We start from the raw sequence: 21,775 nt of genomic DNA on the forward strand, positions 1-21,775 counted from the left end.
TAAAATCGGTTTATATTTCTGAAAAAGCTGCCTTTAAATCTGCTTTTAAATCTGCTATATCTTCAATACCAACAGACAAACGAATTAAATCTTGCGATACACCTGCACTTTCCTGTGCCGTTTCATCTAATTGTTGATGTGTTGTACTAGACGGATGAATAATCAACGATTTTGTATCACCAATATTTGCCAACAAAGAGAAAACCTTTGTTTTATCTGCTATTGTTTTTGCCGCTTCAAAACCGCCTTTTGGCCCAAAAGTTACAATACCACTTTGCCCCTTTGGCAAATATTTATCAGCTAGATCTTTGTATTTACTGCTTTCTAAACCAGGATAATTTACCCAAGCAACCTCTTCTTGTGCTTCTAACCACTTTGCTAATTCTAAAGCATTTTTAGAGTGTTGCTGAATTCTAACCGGCAACGTCTCTAAACCTTGAATAATATTAAATGCGTTTGTAGGACTTAATGCGCCACCAAAATCACGCAGTCCTTCTAAAATCAATTTAAAAGTATAGGATGCAGCACCTAAAGCCTCGTGATATTTTAAACCATGATACCCAGCAGAAGGTTCTGTAAATTCTGGAAATTTACCATTTGCCCAATTAAAAGTTCCTGCATCTACAATTGCGCCTCCTAACGAAGTTCCTTGTCCGCCAATATATTTTGTAAGTGAATGTATTACAATATTTGCACCATGTTTAATCGGATTCAATAATGCAGGTGTTGCTACCGTGTTATCTACAATAAAAGGAACTTCTGCAGCTTTAGAATGTACAGCAATTGCTTCTAAATCTAAAACATCTAACTTCGGATTTCCTAAAGATTCTACAAAAAATGCTCTTGTATTTTCTTGTAAAGCTTCTGCAAAATTATCAGGATTAGAAGCATCTACAAAAGTTGTAGTAATACCAAATCTTGGTAACGTAACGCTTAGTAGATTATACGTTCCGCCGTATAAACTGCTCGAAGCTACAATATGATCTCCTGCTTTTAAAAGCGTTAACAAACCTGTAGAAATTGCTGCCGTACCAGAAGCAAAAACCACAGCTCCAATACCGCCTTCAACTGCGGCTAATCGATCTTGTAAAATTTGATTTGTAGGGTTATTTAAACGCGTGTAAATAAAACCTAATTCTTTAAGCGAAAATAAATTTGCTGCGTGTTCTGAATTGTCAAAAACATACGAAGATGTTTGATAAATAGGAACTGCTCTTGTTCCTCCGTTTTGTGTTACGTCATGCCCTGCATGTAATGCGTTTGTTGCTAATTTTTGAGTACTCATTTTTCTATTTTTTTGAGTTAATAAATGATTAAAACAAAAGTTGAATGCATCAATTTATGATTGATGTACTTACTAGAAAAATGTTATTAAGAAAATAGAAGTTTCCAGAACAGGAAAATTCTTTTTTGTTATCTATCCAAATACAAAGTATTTAGGTAGAATGTAGCACCTTCTTTATTTCTAAAGGGTTGCTAAGGCTTCATCGGGTCTAATCCCTTCACCTTTCTTGATAACATTTCAATAAGTTATTGAACTTTGTGAGTACAAATATATGTTCAGAAAAATTTAATATCCTAATAAAATCGTAACTATTTTTTTACGGCTACAAATTTCACATTTTATTATACTAAGTTTTAATTATTCCTTAAAAACAGCGTTTTAAAACTCTTAAAATTGATTTATTGATGATGCTATCATAAATAATTATGATAAAAAAGTGTGGCTTTTAATTTTATAGTGTACTTTTGCAGTCGAATTAAGAGGAAAAATTTGAACTGATTGCAACCTCAATAAAAAAATGCTAAAGCAGTAATTATCTACTTCTTTTAGCGACTATGCAATCAATTTTAATTTCCTACAACATTTAAAAGAAGAATATTATGTCATATTTATTTACCTCAGAAAGTGTTTCTGAAGGACATCCTGATAAAGTAGCAGATCAAATTTCTGATGCTTTAATAGATAATTTTTTAGCCTTTGATAAAACAAGTAAAGTAGCTTGCGAAACATTAGTTACAACTGGGCAAGTTGTATTGGCTGGAGAAGTAAAATCTAAAACTTATTTAGATGTACAGCAAATTGCAAGAGATGTAATTAATAAAATTGGTTATACAAAAGGAGAATATATGTTCGACGGAAATTCTTGCGGTGTTTTATCTGCAATTCACGAACAATCGCCAGATATTAACCAAGGTGTTGATAGAGCAAAACCAGAAGAACAAGGTGCTGGAGACCAAGGAATGATGTTTGGTTATGCTACAGATGAGACAGAAAACTACATGCCTTTGGCTTTAGAATTGTCTCACAGGCTTTTAATTGAATTAGCAGCTTTAAGAAGAGAAAACAAAGACATTACTTACTTAAGACCAGATGCTAAATCTCAAGTAACTATAGAGTATTCTGATGATAATGTTCCGCAAAGAATTGATGCGATTGTAATTTCTACTCAACATGACGATTTTGACAAGTCTGATGATGTTATGTTAGCAAAAATTAAAAAAGATATCGTTGAAATTTTAATTCCTAGAGTTGTAGCAAAATTACCTGCTCATATTCAAAAATTATTTACAGATAATATTACGTATCACATCAACCCAACAGGCGTTTTTGTTATTGGTGGACCTCATGGAGATACAGGTTTAACTGGTAGAAAAATTATTGTTGATACTTACGGTGGTAAAGGTGCACACGGTGGTGGTGCTTTCTCTGGAAAAGACCCTTCTAAAGTAGACAGATCTGGAGCTTATGCAACTAGACATATTGCAAAAAATTTAGTTGCTGCCGGTTTATGTAAAGAAGTTTTAGTACAAGTTTCTTATGCAATTGGTGTTGCAAAACCTACAAGTATTAACGTAGAAACCTATGGTACAGCAACTGTTGGTTTATCCGACGGAGAAATCAGTAAAAAAGTAGAAGAAATTTTTGACATGCGTCCTTATTTTATAGAACAACGCTTAAAATTAAGAACGCCAATTTACTCTGAAACTGCTGCATATGGCCACATGGGTAGAACTCCAGAAATTAAAACAGTAACTTTTTCTAATCCAATGGGAGAAACTGTTTCAGAAGAAGTAGAAACTTTTACTTGGGAAAAGTTAGATTATGTAGACAAAGTAAAAGCGGCATTTAATCTATAAAATTAAACAAACTTTTAAAAGCCTTTAGGTATATCTAAAGGCTTTTTTTATGCTCAAAATTTAACAGTAAGCAGGTTTTCTCTTTAACAATTTTTTAAGAAGTCTTAACTTTTTGTTTACGTAACTTCGAAAGTTATAATATTAATCAAATATATCATGACAAAAAAAATACTTACTAGGCTGCTTTTAGTAGCTTTCGTATTTGGTTTTTCTACTGAATCTTCTGCTCAATTTTGGAAGAAAAAGAAAAAAGAAGCACCGAAAACTGCAGCAAAACCGAAACCTAAACCTAAAAAAGGTGGAATTCAGCCTTATAGTAAGGTAGTAACCAAAGAACACAAAACAGACGAAGGTTTGTTTAAAGTGCACCAAAAAGATAATTCTTATTTATTTGAAATACCAGATTCTCTTTTAAGAAGAGAAATGTTAATGGTAACAAGAATTGCTAAAACTGCCAGCGGTATTGGTTTTGGTGGTGGTAAAACAAACACACAAGTTTTACGTTGGGAGAAAAAAAATAAACAAATCTTATTAAGAGTTGTTTCGCATAGCGTTGTTGCAGATACTTTGTTACCTGTGCACGAAGCGGTAGTAAACTCTAACTTAGAACCAATTTTATTTTCTTTTCCTATCAAAGCATTTAGTAAAGATTCTACTGCAACTGTTATAGATGCAACTTCTTTATTTTCTACAGATGTAAAACCTTTAGGTTTCCCTAATTTTTACAGAAGAGCTTACCAAGCTACTAGAATGGATAAGACTCGTTCTTACATAGATAGAGTAAGTAGTTACCCAAGAAACATAGAAGTAAGACATGTAAAAACTTACTTTGCAAACAAAGCGCCATCTAATAGTGCGGTTGGTTCTATTACTTTAGAAATGAGTAATTCTATGGTTTTATTACCAAAAGTACCAATGAAACGTAGATATTTTGACGAACGTGTTGGTTGGTTTGCTAGAGGTCAAACAGATTATGGTTTAAAAGATCAAAAAAGTAAAACGGTTAGATATTTAGATAGATATCGTTTAGAAGTTAAAGATGAAGATATCGAGAAATTTAAAAGAGGAGAATTAGTAGAGCCTAAAAAACAAATTGTTTATTACGTAGATAGAGCAACTCCTAAAGAATGGGTACCATATATTATACAAGGTGTTAACGACTGGCAAGTAGCTTTTGAAGCAGCTGGTTTTAAAAATGCTATTGTTGGTAAAATGGCACCAACTAAAGAAGAAGATCCAGAGTATAGCCCAGAAGATGTGCGTTATTCTGTAATTAGATATTTAGCATCTCCGATTCCTAATGCAAACGGACCTCACGTAAGTGACCCAAGATCTGGAGAGATTTTAGAATCTGATATTAACTGGTATCATAATGTAATGACTTTATTACACAACTGGTTTTTTGTACAAACAGCTGCAATTAACGAAGACGCAAGAAGCAATAACTTTAAGACAGAAACTATGGGACGTTTAATTCGTTTTGTTTCTTCTCACGAATTAGGTCATACTTTAGGTTTACCTCATAACATGGGAAGTTCTGTAGCTTATCCTGTAGACTCTTTACGTTCTGCAACTTTTACAAAAAAATATGGTACTGCCCCATCTATTATGGATTATGCTCGTTTTAACTATGTTGCACAACCAGAAGATAAAGGTGTTGCTTTAATGCCAGACATTGGTCCTTATGATAAATACTCTATCAATTGGGGTTATAGACCAATTTTAGACAAGACTGCCGAAGAAGAAAAAGAAACTTTAGATAAGTGGATTTTAGATAAAGCAGACAACCCAATGTATCATTTTGGTCGTCAGCAATTTGGCGTTGTAGATCCAAGTGCACAAACTGAAGATTTAGGAGACGACGCTATTAAGGCGAGTGATTATGGTATTAAAAATTTAAAAAGAATTTTACCTAGATTAGAAGAGTGGACTACAGAAAAAGGACAGACTTATGACGAAATGGCTACAATGTATGGTCAAGTTATTGGTCAGTTTGGTAGATACATGGGACATGTTTCTTCTAATGTTGGTGGTATTTACGAAAACTATAAAACTGCAGATCAAGAAGGTGCTGTTTACACACATGTAGACAAAGCACATCAAAAAGCAGCTTTAAAATTTGTAATCAATCAATTATTTAAAACCCCTACTTGGATGTTAGACAAAGACCTTTTCTCTAAAACACAATCTAGTGGTGCTTTAGAAAGAGTTAGATCTTTACAAGTAAGAACTTTAAATAGTCTTTTAAGTGCAGATAGAATGGCACGTATGATAGAAAATGAAACTTTAAATGGCGCTAAAGCTTACAATTTAGTTTCTATGTTTTCTGATGTAAGAAAAGGTATTTGGTCTGAATTATATAGCGGTAGAACTATAGATACATATAGAAGAAATCTTCAAAAAGCACATGTAGAGCGTTTAGACTTTTTATTAAACGATGCTAAAAACCAAAGAGGACGTTTTGGAACACCATCTGTAAATGTTGGTCAGTCTGATATTAAATCTTTTGCAAGAGGAGAATTAACTAGATTAAAAAGAGATGTTAGAAATGCAGCTTCAAGAGCTTCTAACACAACTTCTCGTTACCACTTACAAGATGTTTTAGCTAGAATTGAAGTAGCTTTAGATCCAAAGTAAGAAAAAAATTAATGTTCATTTAAAAAACCACGCCCAATTTTGGCGTGGTTTTTGCTTTTTAAATCGAAAAAAATAGCATGAAAAAAATTACCTTTTTATTTTTTCTTACCTCGTTTGTAAACTTTTCGCAAGAAAAAATCTCTTTTAAAGTTTTAGATAAACAAACTAAAAAACCCGTTGTATATGCAACGGTTATGTTAAAAAAAATAAAAAGAGGCACGCATGCAGATGTAAATGGTAAATTTCAAATTCCAATAAAATATAAATCAAACGGAATTATAAGAATTTCTTCTATCGGCTATAAAACCAAAGAAATTAAATTATCAGCATTAAAAAATAAAAAAGAGCATATAGTTTATTTAACTGTTTATAATAACAGTCTTAACGAGGTAGTCATTTCAACATCAATAAAGAAAAGAAAGAAAAAACTTTTAGGTGTACAAATTGTTAGAAAAGCAATAGAAAACATCTTAAATAACTACCCTACAGAACCACATTCTTATATTGGTTATTACAGAGATTACCAACAACCAGTTGGAGACTCTTATCAGAAAAAAAATAATTATAAAGAAAAAATAGATTACATAAATGTTAACGAAGCAATAATTGAAACTTTTGACAATGGTTTTAAAACTGATAAATTAAAGAGTAAAAAAAATCAATCTTTATTATATAATTACATTGAAAACGATAAATTTATTAAAGATTCTACACTTACAATACCTTATGATAATGCTGATAAGAAATTTTCAGAAAGCGTATATATTAGTCCGTTAGGTGGTAATGAATTAAATATTTTATCCTTAACAAACACAATTAGAAATTACAATAAAATGTCTTTTTCTTTTAGCAATACATTTAACAAGCATTTTATTAGAAATCATAAATTTAAACTTAAAAAAATTATTTATTCTGATAAATCACCATTGTACGAAGTAACTTTTAACTCGATTAAAGGAAAAACTAGTTACGAATATGCAGCTTACGGAACCATTTATATTTCTAAACAAGATTTTGCAATTCATAAATTAAACTACAATTTGTATTACAGATTCAAAAAGAATCCGCAGTACTCTGTTACCATAGCATACAAACCTATTAAAGACAAAATGTATTTGAACTACATTACTTTTAATAATTTTTTTGAAGCAACAAATGGTAACTATTTTAAAATTGATAAAACAACATTTAACAAAAAAAATAAAACTTTTAAGGTTTCTTTTAACAGACCAATCAATTTAAGAAGTATAACACCAATAAGGTCGAAATTTAAAATTTATTATAAGAACCAAAAATTAAAAATTAAAGATGTACAAGCTAGTATAGAAAATTCAAGAACTCTAACTATTCATATTGATAAAGAATCAATAGAAAAAATGGATTTAAATAATAGCGATACTGATAGCAACTATGCAAACAATTTTGTTTTTGATATTACAAATATAAAAGACATCGGAGGCTTTAAAATTAATGAAAGAGCAAGTTTAAAGCTAAACCAATATAGAGAATTTTTTGTACAAGAAGTCTTCGAGCATAAACTTTTACCCGTACAAAAAGAGTTTGTAAACAAGAGTTTACCTTTGTCTAAGTCTAAAGTAACCGATTTAAAATTAGAGAATGATTATTGGATAAATACACCTTTAAAATCTTCTAAAAATTAATAGATTCGATATTTATATTTAGTATTTCCTTTAAAAAGTATTCTATATTTGCAGCTCAATATTTGTCATGAGTCAAACATTACTTTCTTCTCCTTTACAAGGTTTTACAGATTATAAATTTAGAAATGCTTTCAATCATTTTTTTGGCGGAATCGATACGTTCTACGCTCCTTATATTCGATTAAACGGCAAACTTGTTATTAAAAATTCTTACAAGCGAGATATTGAATTGGCAAATAATACAACGCTAGAAGTTATTCCGCAAATTATTACAAATGATGTTGATGAGTTTTTATTTGTTGCAAAATATATAAGAGAATTAGGCTACAAAGAATTAAACTGGAATCTTGGTTGCCCTTATCCAATGGTTACCAAACGTGGTATGGGTTCTGGTTTAATTGCAGATCCAGAAAAAATAAATAATATTCTTCATAAAGTTCATAATGAATCTGATGTTTTGGTTTCGATGAAAATGAGAATGGGTTATGAAAATCCTGAAGAAATTTTAAAAACTTTACCTGTTTTAGACAAGTACCCTCTTAAAAACATTGCAATTCATGCAAGAATTGGAAAGCAGTTGTATAAAGGCGGAACAGATTTAGATTCTTTTCAGAAATGTATCGACAATACAAAACACAAATTATATTATAATGGCGATGTTACCTCTGTAAATGCCTTTAAAAAGCTACAAGAAAGATTCCCTACAATAGATCATTGGATGATTGGTAGAGGCTTAATTGCTGATCCTTTTTTACCTAATATGATTAAGAAAGATACTTTAGAATATCCAAAAAATAGATTTGATATTTTTAATGAATTTCACGATCGTATTTTTACTGAATATGATGCAGCTTTATCTGGACCAACTCCCATTAAAATGAAGATGCTTGGTTTCTGGGAATATTTTTCTAAAAGTTTTGCCAATCCGCAAAAAACCTATAAAAAAATTAAAAAAGCTCAAAACGTAAAAAAATACGAAATTGCAGTTAGAGAAATTTTTAAAGAAGCTAAAAACGGTTAATTAAAAATTAATCTTCTTTAGGGTTTTCTTTATTAAATTCTTCTAAAACTTTTGTAATTGCGGTATCTATTCTACCAGCATCCGTGTTATATTTAGGATTTAAACCTTGTTTCTCTGGAAAATGCTCTATAGTAACTGTTGTAGACGGAAAAGCAAAATCTACTCCTAATTCTTTTGCCAACTTTACTATTGCAATGTGTAATCGATGTTTAGAAGATTGCTCTACACCCCAAGCCAAACTTTTAAAGTATACATTTACCATTACCAACAATGCCGAATCTCCAAAACCAGTAAATTCTACATTGTAAGAATCTGATCTTGTTTCTGGATGTGCAATAATTATTTCTCTTACACCTTTTACAAATGCCTCGATTAATTCTGGCGGAGTATCATAGCGCAAACCTAAATTTGTGTTATAACGTCTAAACAAACGTAAACCTTTGTTATTGATAACAATTTCTGATAGTTTACTATTTGGTATTTGGTATACAGATGTATCTGCTGCACGCACACTTGTAGATCTAAAACCTACTTTTTCTACAGTACCAACAACTTCTCCGGCTTCAATCCAATCTTCTATATGAAACGGTTTGTCTAAAAAAATCATAATTGTACCAATTAGATTTTTTACTGTGTCTTGAGACGCCAAAGCAACAGCTAAACCACCAATAGTAGCACCTGCTAAAATTGTTGTAGTATCTACACCAAATAAAGCTACTAACCTTAAAACACCAATAAATATAACCAAGCCAACAAAGAAGTTGTGTAGAATTGGAGATAATTGATCGTCTAATCGGTTATGTGTTTTTTCTGTAAAAACACTGTAAAACTTCATTAAAACATGAACTAAATTTATTAAAACGTATGTCCAAAAAACAACCTTAGCAATATCTATAAACAAGAAAACCCATTTATTAATTTCTAAACTAAAGTATAACGAAGGAAAAACACTATCTAAAAAACTAATAGCAATTAATAAACTAATTGGTCTTGCCAATTTTTTTAAAGATTGATCAAAAGTAATATCTGTAGTTTTCGTAATTTTTTGCTGTATTCTATTTAAAATTACAAACGTTAATTTTCTAAAAACAAAAAATATAAGTACGGTTAATACCATAAAAATAAGCACAGAAAATAATTGCCAATATTCTATGGTCCATAATTTTTTATGTCCAAATTCTGGAATAAAATCTTGAATCTTTTGAACATACCAAGGAAAAACAGCATTGTATAAACTATCTATTTTAGCAACCGTTTCAGAAGAATAATACCATTTGTTTTCTATTTTTTCTACAGATATTTCTGGCATTCGCTGCGGAAAAGGTGTATATTTTTCATATGAAGAATATCGAACAGTATCTTTATAATTGGCGTTTTTTGGCACTTTATTAAAATCTACATAAAGACCTTTACCGTCTAAAACCTTTTTAATTCTTACAACTTTTTTTATCGCTTCTTTTTCTGGTAAACCTAAAATTGTCTTAGCAGATTTTTTAGGCTGATAAGAATCTGATTGTAAAAAATATAAATGCGTATACAAAGTAGCATTAGGGTTACTTAAATCGACTCTTACAGAATCTTTTTGAGCGTTTATTATAAATGATACTAAAAATAATAACCAAAATATTTTACGCATAGAAATAATAATTTTGAAAAATTTAATTACAAATTTAAACCTTTTGACTTTTTTACAGTCAAAGAAGTATAAATATTAAAAAAATAAAACACTTACAACAATAATAAAGCTTAACAGTTGCTAATTTTTTGGGTTGATTAATTAGTATATTGTAATACTCGAATTCTTAATTGAATTCGAGTTTTTTTTGCTTTAAACACAAACCTTAAAATACTGTTAATTAGAAATATAAATTAAACCTTTTCAATTTTGCACAGTCTTAGAAGTATAAAATTAAAATAATTAAAAAGATAAAAACATGAAAAAATTAGCAAGCATTTTAGTATTCGTATTCGCATTTACAGTAAGTACGCAAGCCCAAAGAGGTAAAACTGATAAACGTGCAAGATTAACAACAGAACAACAAACAGAATTGACTGTTAAAAAAATGACCCTAGCTTTAGATTTATCTAGAAAGCAACAAAATCAAATTAAGCCTTTAATTTCTAATCAAATTGCAGAAAGAAAAGCCGAGATGGAAAAGAGAAAGAAAGCTAGAAAAGATAAAAAAGGACCTACTTCTGATGAAGTTTTTGAAATGCAAAATAAAAGATTAGACGCTCAAATAGCAATGAGAAATAGCATGAAAGATATTTTAAACGACGAACAGTTTAAAAAATTTGAAAAAATGCACAAAAAAAGAGCTATGAAAGGTAAAAAAATGGCGAAAAGAAAAGGGATGAAAAACCGCAAAGAAGGTAGAAGAGTTAGAAAATAAATATTTGAATTAGTTGATTAATAAAAAGACCAATTTCTGTTAAGAAATTGGTCTTTTTTAATTTAAAAATCTTGGGATTGCGTTAGGGATTGAAATGGCATCCTTTTTTGAGGAACGAAAAAAAGATATAATGTAAAGCCCGACCTTGTGTAACGCCAAAAAAAATTACTCTTTAAACCAGCTAGAATAGGTAACGTAATTGTCTGCAATTCTGTTTATTTCTCCAGAAATTAATTCTTCTGAAATATCTTTCACTTTTTTAGCAGGTACACCCGCGTAAATACTACCACTTTCTACTATTGTGTTTTTTGTAACTACAGCGCCTGCTGCAATTATAGAATTAGATTCTACTACGCAATCATCCATAATAATACTTCCCATACCAACCAAAACATTGTCTTTAATTGTACAACCGTGCACAATTGCATTATGTCCAATAGATACGTTATTGCCAATAGTTGTTGGCGATTTTTGATACGTTGCATGTATTACAGCGCCATCTTGAATATTTACTTTATTACCAATTTTTATAAAGTGTACATCGCCACGAATTACCGCATTATACCAAATTGAACATTCTTTACCTAAAGATACTTCGCCCAAAACTGTTGCATTTTCTGCTATAAAACAATCTGATGGAATTTGTGGGTGTTTACCTCTTACTGGTTTTATTATTGCCATATTTTTTTTATTTAAAATAAGAGAGTAGGTTACTTTTTTGAGATGCAGAAACCAAAATTTCTTTTCCGTTTGATACAATAACGCTACCGCCTTTACCTTTTTTATATTTAATTATTGCGTTTACATTAACTAGATATGATTTATGTATTCTAACAAAAGTATATTCTTTTAAAATACCCTCGAAATGTTTTAGTGTTTTGCTAACTAGTTTTTTAGAATTAGATAAATGAATTTCTGTATAATTATCATCTGCTTTACAAAAAATAATATCGCTTACATCTAAAATTTCAAAACCATCTTGCTGCGGAATTGTAATTTTACCATGTACAGCTAAACTTTTTGTTTCTAGAATTTTATTTTGAAGTTGCTGTTCTTTTTGTTTAATTTCTAAAACAGTATTTACTGCTTTTATTAATTGATCTATAGAAATGGGTTTTAATAAATAATAACTTGCATTATTATTTAATGCTTCTATTGCATAATGGTCGTAAGCTGTAACAAAAATGACTTCAAAAGTTCTATTTTCTATTTTTTCTAACAAATCGAACGCGTTACCAAAAGGCATTTCTACATCTAGAAAAACTAAATCTAAGTTGTGTTTATTTATTAAATTGTAACCTTCTTCTATGTTACTAGCTTCACCTAATAAATTAACATTAGGGCAATATTTACTTAAATAGTTTCGAATTATATCTCTACTAATTCCTTCGTCTTCTACTATAATTGCATTTAATTTCATTTCAATTCTTTTTCAAAATCAATTCTACTTTTGTTCCTTCACCGTTTTCTAAAGCATTAGAAACTTTTACAGAAATTTTATCTTTGTACATACTATTTAAAATAGCTATTCTATTTTTTATAGTACTCATTCCTTTAGATTTTTGTTTTAATTGATTTTTAGTTTTTAATTTTTCAGAATTTTTTCTTCCTATACCGTTATCTAAAATCACAACAGAAAGCACATCCGGATTTTTAAGTTTCATAGAAATTTCTAATTTTCCTTTCTCTTTTCGATACCTTAAACCGTGCCAAATTGCATTTTCTATATAAGGCTGTAATAACATTGGTGGTATAGCAAATTGTTCTAAGTTAATGTCTTTACCAATCTTTATTTCATAATCAAATTTATCTTTAAATCTGTTATGCTCTAATTTTACATATAGTTCTAACAATTCTAATTCTTTAGTAAAAGGAATAAAATCTTCATCAGAATTTTCTAAAACAGATCGCATTAATGTAGAAAATTCTGATAGATATCTATTGGCATTTCTTTCATCATTAACAGCAATAAAACTGTTAACAGAATTTAGAGCATTAAAAATAAAATGCGGATTCATTTGCGATCGCATAGATTTTAAAGCTAATAAATTATTGGCAATTTTTTGTTGCTGGCTATTTCTGTACATAAAATAAACTAACAAAATCATTAAGAAAAAACCACCAATTAAGGAGTAAATAATTATCCTTTGGCTTTTATTACTTTCTTCGGATAACCTAGAATCTATATAAGCTAAATTAATTTTGCTATCTGCTAATTCTTTATCTTTTTCTAGACTTAAAATTCGGTTTTGATTGTCGGCAATTTTTTTTGAAAATCGTTTTACTTGCTGTATTTCTTGCTCTTTACCGATATACAATGAATCTACTAAGGCTACATATTTTTGATAATTTTTTAATGCTTTGTCATACTCACCAAGATTTGAAAAAACTTCTGAAATTCTTCTCGTAGCATCTTTTTCTACTACAATATCTTTGTTCTTTTTGGCTTCTGCCCTACTTTCTTCTAGGTAAGAAATAGCTTCTTTGTAATCTTCTTTTAAAATATAGGCATTTCCTATTTTATAATTAATTTTTTGCGGAGTTACAGCGTCTTCATTGTTTATTTTTTCCTTCGAATTATTTTCTTGTGCTGTTTTTTCTAAACTCTTTTTTCTTAACTCGATCTCTTGGTCATATTTTTTTGATGAATTTAAAAACTCTGCAACCTTTTCTTCTTCTAACAACACTCTATTTAAATCTTCTTTTTTAGCAAAGTTTAATGCTTTGTTAAACCCTTTTGCAGCCAATTTAATTTTACCTTCTGCAGAATAAACAGTTGCCAGTTTAGAACTTATATCGGTTAATTTAGAAGTTACATTGTGTTGTTTTGCTTCATTAAAAGCTAAATTGTAATACTTCTTAGTTTCTATATATTTCTTTTGCGCAAAATAAATATCTCCCAAACTTTCTAAAACAGTTATTTTCTCATAAAAACTTAGATTTTCATCTTTAATCTTTAAGAAAGTTTTTTTACTTTCTTTGTATTTCTTTAATAAATATTGCGCCGTTCCTAATTTTATTTTAGTAGAAAGGTCTTCTTTAATTTGATTTGATAACTTATAATTAGTTACCGCTAAATCATACTGTTTCCAGTGTAAATATATATCTGCTAACACTTTATAAGTATGAGAGTTTCTTTCTTTCGAGTTACCGCTTTTAATCGCGTTTTCTATAAAATATAAACTTTTGTCAATATCAATTTTCTTGTAAAACTGTGCAGAATCTAAGTATGTGTTATAATTATCTTGTTTTCTATTCTTTCTTTTTAATAGTTTAGATGAGATTTCTGTAATACCTTCTACTAAGATTTTAATTTCTTCATTAGATTTTATAGTGTAATAAACGTCTTCAAAATCAGAATGACTTACCACTAATTGATCTCCTATTCTGGCTTCAACGTTGTAAAAATCTTTAATTTCTGAATAATAAAATTGTTTTCCGTTTACAAAAACATCTGCATTTTTAACAGTAGCTCTTGTTGCTTTCAGCTCTATTTTAACCTGAATAAAAAAACTTTCTTGCGTTTGGTTTGTAGTATTTTCTTGAGCATAAAATAATGCTACAAAAAATATAAAATAGATTATTATGTATTTTCTAATATTCATTTATAGAAATTAATTACTGTAAACATACACACAAAAAAGCATCTAAAAAAACATCAAATCTTTAGAAAATCATTTAAAAAACTAATAAAAGTAACTTTTACTAATTTTTTGGTACACATACCTCATTAGAAAACAGTATACACTAAATCTAGATTTTTTCTAAAAAAATTCAAACTTATTTTTACAACATAAAAACATACACATGAAACAGCTTACATTTTTATTTTTACTTTTCTTGTCATCATTTATTTTAAGTCAAAACAGCAATCTCGAAAATTCTTATATCGAAGTTTTAGGTAGTTCTGTAAAAAAAGTTGTCCCCAACGAAATCTATTTGGATATTTTTTTAAAAGAACGAATAGAAAAAGGGAAAAAATTAAATTTAGAAACATTAGAAAATCAATTAAAAAATGCATTGATTAATATTGATATTTCAGCAGAAAATCTTTTTATTTCTGATGTAAATGCGGTTATTTCAAAAACTGGTTGGTTTACTAAAGAGATGTTTTCTACTGCTAAATACACTCTTAAAGTAAGCAGTCCAAAAAAATTAAAAAGTTTTTTTAATTGTTTAGATGAACTAAAAATAACACAAATAAACATAACAAAAGCAACGCACTCTAAACTAACCGAATTAAAAAAAGAGAATAAAATAGCCGCAATTAAAGCTGCAAAAGAAAAAGCTTATTATCTGTTAGATGCAATTAATGAGAAATTAGGTAAACCTGTTTTTATTAAAGAAACAGAATCGAATAAAAACCAGAATTTTGCCAATACGAGCAATTTGTTACTAAACGGTTACACGAGTGGGATTTCTAAGTTAAAAAGAAATAAAACTATCACTCAATTTGAAGAGATAGTTCTAAAAACTTCAATCTTTATAAAATTTAAAATTGAATAAAAAACAACTAATCTTAAGATTAGTTGTTTTTAAAATCATATTTTACTTACTTTTTTACCAACAATTTTTGTCCTACAGAAATAATATTACTGTCTAAATTGTTAATTGCTTTTAAGTTGGCTACAGATATATTAAATTTTCTAGAAATAGAATACAAGGTATCTCCTTTTTTTACTTTATAAAAACTGCTTGTAACCTTTGGTATAACTATTGGTTTTTCTAACTTTTCTCCTTCATTCAGGTTTTTTACTTTTTCAACAAAATTTCCTTTCTTAATTTTGTCAAACTCATAAAGTTGATAGTCTTTAATTATTTTTATAAGCTTAACAGGATATTTTCTATCTGTTGCATAACCTGCTTTTCTTAAGCCATAAGCCCATTTTTTATAGTTTTTAATATTGTAATTAAACAAAAAAGCATATCGACTTCTTTGTGTTAAAAAAAGTGAATGGTCGTTATAAGAAGTTTCTGGATAAACGTATTTTCTAAAACACTCTCCTTTTTCATCATCATCATGATAGACTCTTTCACCTTTCCAGGCAGTATGACATTTAATTCCGAAATGATTATTAGACTTTAAAGCCAACTCACTTTTACCTTTACCAGATTCTAAAATTCCTTGAGCTAAAGTTATACTTGCCGGAATTTTATATTCGTGCATTTCTTTTACTGCAATTGGCGCATATTTTCTAATATAAGAAAGCGTTTCTTTATTTAATCTAGGATTATTTTTGTTTAGTTTTTTTGTTAATTCTACTTCATTAACAGATGGCAAATCTATAGGTGCTGGCTCTACAATTACCACACCCGGATTTTTCTTGTTTACAACCTTTTTCTTAGCTCCACAGCTACATAAAATCAATAAAAAAACACAACTAAAAATAATTTTTAACTTCATTACACATTTATAATTTGTAGATTCTTTTTAACTAAGTTTGCGTTAAAACCATCAATTCCTTGTATACCACCAGTATGAATTGCTAAAATTTTAGTGCCTTGTTCAAAAGTATCTTTTTTAATTAAATCTAAAATACCAAACAACATTTTACCTGTATAAACTGGGTCTAATAAAACACCTGTTTTCTCTTTAAATGTATTGATAAACTCTATCAACTCATCATTAAATTTTGCATAACCTCCAAAATGATACTTTTTTTGTAAGCTCCAATTGTCTTTACGAATGGTATATTTTTTAATTTCTTCGGATAAAAAAGCTCCTTTTAAAGCGGGAAAACCAATAACTTTTTGATGTTTTTCTAAAGATTTTATTATTCCAGAAATAGTACCTCCAGTACCAACAGCAGCACAAATATAATCGAATTTAGAATCTTGTTCTGTTAAAATTTCTTGGCAACCATCTACTGCCAAACCGTTGGTTCCTCCTTCAGGAATCATATAAAAATCTCCCCATTTATTTTTCATCTTTTCTATAAAACCAAAAGACGTTTTTTGCCTGTACAATTCTCTTGACACAAAATGAAATTTCATTCCATTTTCTGCTGCTTTTCTTAAAGTTGGGTTCCCTTCTAAAGTTTCTTTAATATTTTTACCTAACTCGTCTCCTCTAATTACAGCAAACGTTTTTAAACCTGCTAACTTACCCGCTACAGCAGTTGCAGCGATGTGGTTAGAGTATGCGCCACCAAATGTTAAGACAGATTTTTTCTTTAACTTAATTGCTTCTTCAATATTATATTTTAGTTTTCTAAACTTGTTACCAGAAACAAACGGGTGTATTAAATCTTCTCTTTTAATAAAAAGTTCTACATTTTTTTCTTTTAATAAAGAGAGTTCTATTTGTTCGTTTTTTGATACAATTGTTGCGTTTAAATCCATGGGCATTTATTCTTGCGACTACAAGAATTTTTAAAATTTTAGTATTTAGTTTAAGTTTCCTGATTAAAATCAGGAATAAAATTTAGATAGAATTATGAGAAGTTAGAAACTTGCGCTTCTATTTTTTCCCAATCTTCCATTGCAGCATCTAATTTTGCTTTTTTAGCTTTGTATTTTTCAAAGAAATTTGGTCTAGATGAAACTTCATCGTAATTATTAGCCAATTCTAAGTCTATTTTTTCTATTTCTTTTTCTAAATCTGCAATTTCGGTTTCTACTTTAGAGAGTTTATTATTTAGTTTTTTCAACTCTTTTTCTTGTTCTCTAGATAATAAATGTGCTTCTTTTTTAGAAGTGTCTTTAGCAACTTTTACAACCGTTCTTTTTTCTGCTTCTCTTAAATTTTCTAATTTATGTTGATCTAAGAAATAATCGATATCACCTAAATATTCTTTAATTTCTTTGTCTTTAAAACCATAAACTGTGGTAGTTAAACCTTGTAAGAATTCTCTATCGTGAGAAACTACAATTAATGTACCATTAAAGTTATTTAAAGCTTCTTTTAAAACTGTTTTAGAGGCAATATCTAAGTGGTTTGTTGGCTCATCCATTATTAAAACATTAAATGGTTGCAATAATAATTTACATAATGCCAATCGATTTCTTTCTCCTCCAGAAAGTACTTTTGCTTTTTTATCTACAGCATCTCCACCAAATAAGAAAGACCCCAACATATCTCTAACACGCATTCTGTTAGTATCTGTTGCTGCATCTTCCATGATTTCTAGAACTGTTTTTTCTGGTGGTAAATGTTCTGATTGGTTTTGAGCGAAATAACCAACTTCTACATTATGACCTAATTTTAAATGACCTTCAAACGGAATTTCTCCAACCATCATTTTTGCCAGTGTAGATTTTCCTTGTCCGTTTTGACCAACAAAAGCAATTTTACTATTTCTTTCTATTAATAAGTCTACACCTTCTAAAACGTGTTTATCGCCATAGCTTTTACACAAATTTTCTGCTTCAACAATAATTTTACCAGGTTCTCTAGAAATGTTAAATCGAACATTCATTGCCTGATTATCGTCTTGATCTACTTCAATCAACTCAACTTTATCTAGTTGTTTCATTAAAGATTGCGCCATAGAGGCTTTACTAGCTTTGGCTTTAAACTTATTTATTAAGTGTTGTTTTTGCTTTATTTCTTTCTCTTGATTCTTTTGAGCTTGTAATTGCTTTTCTTTAATTTCTCCTCTTAAAAGCAAAAATTCTGAATAAGGTTTTTTGTAATCGTAAATTTGCCCTAAAGAAATTTCTATAGTTCTATTTGTTACGTTATCTAAAAACATTTTATCGTGAGAAACCAATACAATTGCACCAGCGTATCCTTTTAAAAAGTTTTCTAACCAAATAATAGATTCGATATCTAAGTGGTTTGTTGGCTCATCTAAAAGCAAAATATCATTATTTTGTAATAATAATTTTGCCAATTCAATTCGCATTCTCCATCCTCCAGAAAAAGTATCGGTTAGTTTGTCAAAGTCTTCTCTTTTAAAACCTAAACCTTGTAAAATTTTTTCCGTGTCTCCTTGATAGTTGTAACCTCCTAAAAGCTCGTAACGTTCTGTTTTTTCTGTTAAATCAATAATTAATTGGCTATAAGATTCACTTTCGTAGTCTGTTCTTGTAGCTAATTGTTCGTTTATTTGATCTAATTGTAGTTCTATTTCTTTAATTTCTTCGAATGCTTGATATGCTTCTTCTAAGATAGTTCTTCCTTCAACAAAATCTATATCTTGTCTTAAAAAACCAATTTGCACATCTTTATCAAACGCCATTGTACCTCCACTACTTTCAATATCCTTAGAAAGAACTTTTAAAAGTGTAGATTTTCCTGCTCCATTTTTACCTATTAAACCAATTCTGTCTCCTTTATTTAATTTGAAAGTAATACCAGAAAACAAATCAGTTCCCATAAATGAAACTGTTAAATTATGAACGTTTAGCATGAAATGTAATAATTGTTACTAAATTAAAGATGTAAAAAATTTACCTTTGCAAAAGTATATAAATTTTAAGGTTAAGATGTTTAAAAAAGGAACAAAAATATATAGTATTGCTAAAGGAAAGTGCCCTAAGTGCCACGAAGGTGATTTTTTTAAATATAAATTCACTTTTAATCCTTCTAAAATTACACAATTGCACGATAACTGCCCAAACTGTAATTTAAAATATATGATGGAACCTTCATTTTTTTATGGAGCAATGTATGTTAATTATGGTATTACAGTTGCGCTTTCTGTAGCTACCTTTTTAATTTCATCTTTAATATTTAACTTAGGCTTATTACAATCTTTTGCTACTATCATTGTCACTTTAATTTTATTGGCACCAGTAAATTTAAGATTGTCTAGAATTTTATGGATTAATATGTTTGTTTCTTACGAACCTAAAACTAAAAAGTAGTTTATACATTCTGAAATCTTTTTATATCTGCTGCTTCATCTAAAGCAATATTATTTTCTATAAAATCATACAAATTAGAAGCTAGTTTGGGTGCTATCATTACACCTCTTGTGCCTAAGCCATTTAAAATTGCCAAGTTTTTATGCGTTGGATGCACTCCTACAAAAGGTCTTCTATCTGCAGTGGCTGGTCGAATACCCGCAGTTTGATCTAATATTGTATACGGTACGTCTATAACTTTTTTAAGTTTTAACACCAATTCTTCTCTACCAGATGCTGATGCCACTGATGTTTTATCTTTATGATTAAAAGTTGCACCAACCTTGTATTTATTTTCACCTAAAGGGATTAAAAATAACGCTGATTTTAATAAAAAATCGATATTTAATTCCGGAGCATGAATTGTAATTAACTCTCCTTTTACTTCATCTAAAGGTAAATAATTAAAGAAAGGATTTTCTTTTAAACCAAAGCCCTCGCAAAAAACAATTTTAGAAGATGTAATTGATTTATAAATGATTTTATTTTCTGATATTTCTAAAAGAGAGTGATCGAATTTTTCAAATTGAATTGCATTATTGTCTTCTAAATAATTACGATATGCATTTACAAGTTTTAACGTATCAATTCTTCCGGTTTCATTTACAATTCCGAAACCAAAATCACCAATTACGCCATCTACCTTTTTATGTTCTAAATCTGAATTTAAAAATTCTTTTAATCTTGTTTTATCAGATGCTGCAAACCAATTGTTTTGTTCTTCGACAGACTTAAATGCTCTTTTGATTTCTATTTTCTGATCAAATTTTTCTTGTAATTTCTCTTCTAAACGCTTATAAAATGGCATTGCAATTGCTAATTGTTCTGCAGCTTGCCAAACAGGTGTAAATCTTCTTAAAATTACAGGATTATAAACTCCGCCAGCAACTAAAGATGATGTTTGCGACGCATCTTCGAAAACAATAAATGTTTTGTTAGCTTTTAATAACTCTTCTGCAAAAGCTAAACCTGCCAAACCTAAACCAACTATAATATAATCTACTTTCATAATAATTAATAGTACATAAATAAGCTTTAATAAGCTAGTATTTCTAATTGTTGCAAACAAGTTTAGCCCTGATTGAAACATTTGTTTGAGCTCTTTTTGAAGAATGAAAAAAAGCGAGTGTTGAAAGCAGGAAATAGCTTCAAATAAAAAAAACGCTTGCTTACGCAAACGTTTTGTATGAATTTAAATTGCGAATTAATAATTCCACATATCTATTTCTCTGTTTCTAATGTCTTCTTTAATCTTGTTTGCTTCTAGCAACTGAAATAAAGAATTACCTCTAACATAGTCTTCTATGGCTCTATTACCGTAAATATTTTCTTCTCTAATAATAGTAGAGCTAAACCTTCTTGCATTTAACAAATGATCGAAAGATATTGGTTGTGATGCATTTTTTGGATTAAAAACTTTAGCATCGTGTAATACTTCTCTTGCCGAAGGAAAGAAAATCCAGAATAATTCGTACAACTCATCGTCTTCAATTTCTTGAACGCCTAGTGTTTGAACATCTTTACCCATTGGCGCTAAAGCTAACATTCTGTATTTTAACTCGCCTTGACGCTTATCAAAATACCACATACCTTTAATCATATAACCTGCAACATCTTCTGTTTGGATTCTAAAAGTATCTGTATAACCATTCTCTTCACGAACGTTAATTAAACGTTGGTCTATTTCTTGTTGTGTAATTTTTGAAGTAAAAAAAGAATCGTCGTATGCTTCTTTAATTTTACCTTGCTTTATACCTTTTATGATTGTGTAAAACAAAGATCTTCTATCAGAAGAAATATTAGTTGTATCTATAGGAAAGTAATATGGTAGGTTTATCTTTTGATTTAAATCGATAAATTCCCACACAACTTTAGACCATAAAACGTCTCTGTCGTCTACGTAACCATAAGGAATTGGACCATCATTATCTGCTGCCAATTGCTGATCGCTTTTTACACCAATTTGGTCTACAGATTTTGCGTTTAGTAAATTTGCTTGCGCATTTACAAAACCTGTTGTTAGGATAGCGAATACTATTATTACACAATTTTTAATCATAACTATGTTTATT

Annotated in this window: 17 protein-coding genes and 1 riboswitch; of the genes, 7 read left to right on the forward strand and 10 right to left on the reverse strand. The window is 29.2% G+C overall.

What is annotated here, in order from left to right:
- Positions 1 to 10: 10 nt before the first annotated feature.
- Positions 11 to 1,285, reverse strand: a complete 1,275-nt coding sequence (locus WG950_RS07100; protein WP_340935174.1) for an O-acetylhomoserine aminocarboxypropyltransferase/cysteine synthase family protein — start codon at positions 1,283 to 1,285, stop codon at positions 11 to 13.
- Between the two features lie 125 nt (positions 1,286 to 1,410).
- A riboswitch (SAM riboswitch) is annotated at positions 1,411 to 1,521 on the reverse strand.
- Positions 1,522 to 1,884: 363 nt separating this feature from the next.
- Here WG950_RS07100 and metK point away from each other — a divergent pair.
- The 4 genes from metK to WG950_RS07120 all read left to right on the forward strand — a co-directional run bounded on the left by metK (position 1,885) and on the right by WG950_RS07120 (position 8,460).
- On the forward strand, positions 1,885 to 3,141 hold the full coding sequence (metK, locus tag WG950_RS07105; protein ID WP_079738107.1) for a methionine adenosyltransferase: 1,257 nt from the start codon (positions 1,885 to 1,887) through the stop codon (positions 3,139 to 3,141).
- Between the two features lie 156 nt (positions 3,142 to 3,297).
- On the forward strand, positions 3,298 to 5,778 hold the full coding sequence (locus WG950_RS07110) for a zinc-dependent metalloprotease (RefSeq protein WP_079738106.1): 2,481 nt from the start codon (positions 3,298 to 3,300) through the stop codon (positions 5,776 to 5,778).
- A 77-nt stretch (positions 5,779 to 5,855) separates the two neighbouring features.
- Entirely contained in the window at positions 5,856 to 7,439 is a 1,584-nt protein-coding gene (locus WG950_RS07115) for a carboxypeptidase-like regulatory domain-containing protein (protein ID WP_340935177.1), read from the forward strand.
- A gap of 67 nt (positions 7,440 to 7,506) precedes the next feature.
- A complete protein-coding gene (locus WG950_RS07120) occupies positions 7,507 to 8,460 on the forward strand; it encodes a tRNA-dihydrouridine synthase family protein (protein ID WP_340935179.1) in 954 nt (317 codons plus the stop codon).
- 7 nt (positions 8,461 to 8,467) lie between these two features.
- Here the strand turns inward: WG950_RS07120 and WG950_RS07125 are convergent, their stop codons facing one another.
- Positions 8,468 to 10,096 carry a mechanosensitive ion channel family protein gene (locus WG950_RS07125; RefSeq protein ID WP_340935180.1) on the reverse strand — a complete coding sequence of 543 codons (1,629 nt, stop codon included), beginning with the start codon at positions 10,094 to 10,096 and terminating at the stop codon, positions 8,468 to 8,470.
- 298 nt (positions 10,097 to 10,394) lie between these two features.
- Between WG950_RS07125 and WG950_RS07130 the strand changes: the two genes are divergently transcribed.
- Positions 10,395 to 10,853: a hypothetical protein gene (locus tag WG950_RS07130; RefSeq protein WP_340935181.1), complete on the forward strand. Its 459-nt coding sequence runs from the start codon at positions 10,395 to 10,397 to the stop codon at positions 10,851 to 10,853.
- Between the two features lie 165 nt (positions 10,854 to 11,018).
- Here WG950_RS07130 and WG950_RS07135 read toward each other — a convergent pair whose 3' ends face one another.
- From WG950_RS07135 to WG950_RS07145, 3 genes are read right to left on the reverse strand one after another with little or no spacing between them, the layout of a single operon-like run.
- Positions 11,019 to 11,534, reverse strand: a complete 516-nt coding sequence (locus WG950_RS07135; protein ID WP_077811069.1) for a gamma carbonic anhydrase family protein — start codon at positions 11,532 to 11,534, stop codon at positions 11,019 to 11,021.
- Positions 11,535 to 11,541: 7 nt separating this feature from the next.
- Positions 11,542 to 12,273 carry a LytTR family DNA-binding domain-containing protein gene (locus WG950_RS07140; protein WP_340935183.1) on the reverse strand — a complete coding sequence of 244 codons (732 nt, stop codon included), beginning with the start codon at positions 12,271 to 12,273 and terminating at the stop codon, positions 11,542 to 11,544.
- A 1-nt stretch (position 12,274) separates the two neighbouring features.
- Entirely contained in the window at positions 12,275 to 14,458 is a 2,184-nt protein-coding gene (locus WG950_RS07145) for a tetratricopeptide repeat-containing sensor histidine kinase (protein ID WP_340935185.1), read from the reverse strand.
- Positions 14,459 to 14,660: 202 nt separating this feature from the next.
- On the opposite strand from WG950_RS07145, the gene WG950_RS07150 reads away from it, so the two are divergent.
- Positions 14,661 to 15,359, forward strand: coding sequence for an SIMPL domain-containing protein (locus WG950_RS07150; protein WP_340935186.1), 699 nt, complete (start codon positions 14,661 to 14,663; stop codon positions 15,357 to 15,359).
- A 46-nt stretch (positions 15,360 to 15,405) separates the two neighbouring features.
- On the opposite strand, the gene WG950_RS07155 is transcribed toward WG950_RS07150, so the two are convergent.
- The 3 genes from WG950_RS07155 to WG950_RS07165 all read right to left on the reverse strand — a co-directional run bounded on the left by WG950_RS07155 (position 15,406) and on the right by WG950_RS07165 (position 19,207).
- Positions 15,406 to 16,257: a glucosaminidase domain-containing protein gene (locus tag WG950_RS07155; protein ID WP_340935188.1), complete on the reverse strand. Its 852-nt coding sequence runs from the start codon at positions 16,255 to 16,257 to the stop codon at positions 15,406 to 15,408.
- Complete coding sequence (locus tag WG950_RS07160) at positions 16,257 to 17,195, reverse strand: 1-aminocyclopropane-1-carboxylate deaminase/D-cysteine desulfhydrase (protein WP_340935190.1); 939 nt, start codon at positions 17,193 to 17,195, stop codon at positions 16,257 to 16,259. The genes WG950_RS07155 and WG950_RS07160 overlap by 1 nt, the downstream gene beginning before the upstream one ends.
- 92 nt (positions 17,196 to 17,287) lie before the next feature.
- A complete protein-coding gene (locus WG950_RS07165) occupies positions 17,288 to 19,207 on the reverse strand; it encodes an ABC-F family ATP-binding cassette domain-containing protein (protein WP_340935191.1) in 1,920 nt (639 codons plus the stop codon).
- A gap of 76 nt (positions 19,208 to 19,283) precedes the next feature.
- Between WG950_RS07165 and WG950_RS07170 the strand changes: the two genes are divergently transcribed.
- Positions 19,284 to 19,664: a DUF983 domain-containing protein gene (locus WG950_RS07170; RefSeq protein ID WP_340935245.1), complete on the forward strand. Its 381-nt coding sequence runs from the start codon at positions 19,284 to 19,286 to the stop codon at positions 19,662 to 19,664.
- 1 nt (position 19,665) lies between these two features.
- Here WG950_RS07170 and WG950_RS07175 read toward each other — a convergent pair whose 3' ends face one another.
- Both WG950_RS07175 and gldN read right to left on the reverse strand, forming a co-directional pair.
- On the reverse strand, positions 19,666 to 20,712 hold the full coding sequence (locus WG950_RS07175) for an FAD-binding oxidoreductase (RefSeq protein WP_340935192.1): 1,047 nt from the start codon (positions 20,710 to 20,712) through the stop codon (positions 19,666 to 19,668).
- A 195-nt stretch (positions 20,713 to 20,907) separates the two neighbouring features.
- Complete coding sequence (gene gldN / locus WG950_RS07180) at positions 20,908 to 21,762, reverse strand: gliding motility protein GldN (RefSeq protein ID WP_340935193.1); 855 nt, start codon at positions 21,760 to 21,762, stop codon at positions 20,908 to 20,910.
- Positions 21,763 to 21,775: the final 13 nt, after the last annotated feature.

The organism is Polaribacter marinaquae, assembly GCF_038019025.1.
Classification (GTDB): Bacteria; Bacteroidota; Bacteroidia; order Flavobacteriales; family Flavobacteriaceae; genus Polaribacter; species Polaribacter marinaquae.